The sequence below is a fragment of the Rhodococcus sp. EPR-157 genome, from assembly GCF_001647195.1.
Taxonomy (GTDB): Bacteria; Actinomycetota; Actinomycetes; order Mycobacteriales; family Mycobacteriaceae; genus Rhodococcoides.
The window spans coordinates 1-1,670 of sequence record NZ_LVCV01000254.1 but is presented as its reverse complement, the minus strand read 5'-3'; the positions used below and the strand labels follow the sequence as shown (position 1 = coordinate 1,670).

Below are 1,670 nucleotides of genomic sequence, written 5' to 3'. Positions count from 1 at the left end.
CCTCGTCGAGTTCTGACGTATCCATCCACGAATGGTCTCGAGAATCGACGGAAAACTCGAGCCGACACGCCGACCTAACAAAGTACTACTAGGCACCAGCTCGCCCGACGCCGTGTACGCGCGATCGGCGAATGCTTCGGTGACGGTTCGAAGTCCAGCTTCGCGAGCTTCGTCGAGAAATACCGAACCGGGCAGGCCGAGTACCGGAAGCGTCGGATCGTAGGTGCGCACCGCATCGACGACAGCACGTGCTTGCTCGCGATGGGTGACGATGGCGTTGTACAGCGCGCCGTGCGGTTTGACGTAGGCGATGGCAGATCCGGCGGCCTGTGCGAGTCCGTCGAGTGCGCCCATTTGGTACAGAACGTCTGCCGTCAGGTCGGCAGCATCCATGTCGATGAAGCGCCGTCCGAATCCGGCAAGACCTCCGTAGCCGACCTGAGCGCCGATGCGGACGGCGCTGTCGGCGGCGGCACGGCACGTATCGAGGATCGTTCGCGGGTCACCGGCGTGGAATCCACACGCGATGTTGGCGCTGGTGACGATCGACAGCATGGCGTCGTCGTCGCCGAGCGTCCAGGTGCCGAAGCTTTCGCCGAGGTCGGAATTCAGATCGATTGAGGCCATTGCGACCAGTCTAAGCCGCCGGGAGTGGAGCCTGCGGAATGACCAGTTTGGGCCGGGAGTGGAGCCTGCGGAATGACCAGTTTGGGCCGGGAGTGGAGCCTGCGGAATGACCAGTCTAGGCCGTTATTGCGCGACCGGAGTTCGCCTTGCGACGAGACCCGATCACCCGGCAGATCAGGTAGATGACGAACGAGATCGTCGTGACGAAGGTCGACACGGGCAGGCCGGGCGCGAGTGAGAGCAGGATGCCGCCGACGGCGGCCGTTTCGGCGAAGACGACGGACAGCAACGTCGCTTTCAGCGGGCTGGCGGTCACGCGCGCGGCAGCGGCGGCTGGGGTGATCAGTAGTGACAGGACCAGCAGAGCGCCGACGATCTGAACTCAGAGGGAGCAGGCGACTCCCACCAGCACGGCGAACACGACCGACAGTCCCCGAACCGGGACGCCGCGTGCGAGCGCTACCTCGGGATCGGTGCTGGCGAACAGCAACGGGCGATAGACGACGACCAGCACGATCAGAACGACGACCGCGCAGACGAGCAGTAGCTGCAGCCCGCTCTGCCCGACTCCGACGATCTGGCCGATGAGAAGGGCGAAGCTCGTACCGGTTCGTCCGGGGTAGAGCCAGATGAACAGCACCGAGAGTCCGAGCCCGAAGGACATGATCACGCCGATGACCGAATCGCGGTCGCGGGCTTTCGAACCGAGCAATGCGAACATCACGGCGGCGACGACCGATCCGACGATCGCGCCGAGACCGACGGTGATGCCGACGAGTAGCGCAGCCGATGCTCCGGTCAGGGACAGTTCGCTCGAGCCGTGGACGGCGAACGCCCACTGGCGACTGACGATCAGCGGCCCCAGCGCGCCGGCAAGCAGACCGAGGATTGCGGCGGCGATGAGGGCTTGCTGGACGAAGTCGTAGCTCAGAAGGTTCGCTGTGGTGCTGAAGTCGAACATCTTGGAGAGGGCGTCGACCACTTTCTCGTTCAATGCGGATCCTCGGTCGGTGGATGATGCGCGCCCGCGCTGCCCAGTGCGT

1 protein-coding gene and 1 pseudogene are annotated in these 1,670 nt (G+C 64.5%); both read right to left on the bottom strand.

Annotated elements, in window-relative coordinates; all coding sequences use genetic code 11:
- Positions 1-627: LamB/YcsF family protein (locus A2J03_RS11570; protein WP_082897775.1), on the bottom strand; the 627-nt coding region annotated here is incomplete at its 3' end.
- Between the two features lie 115 nt (positions 628-742).
- Positions 743-1,588, bottom strand: a pseudogene (locus A2J03_RS11565) (metal ABC transporter permease).
- Positions 1,589-1,670 lie beyond the last annotated feature (82 nt).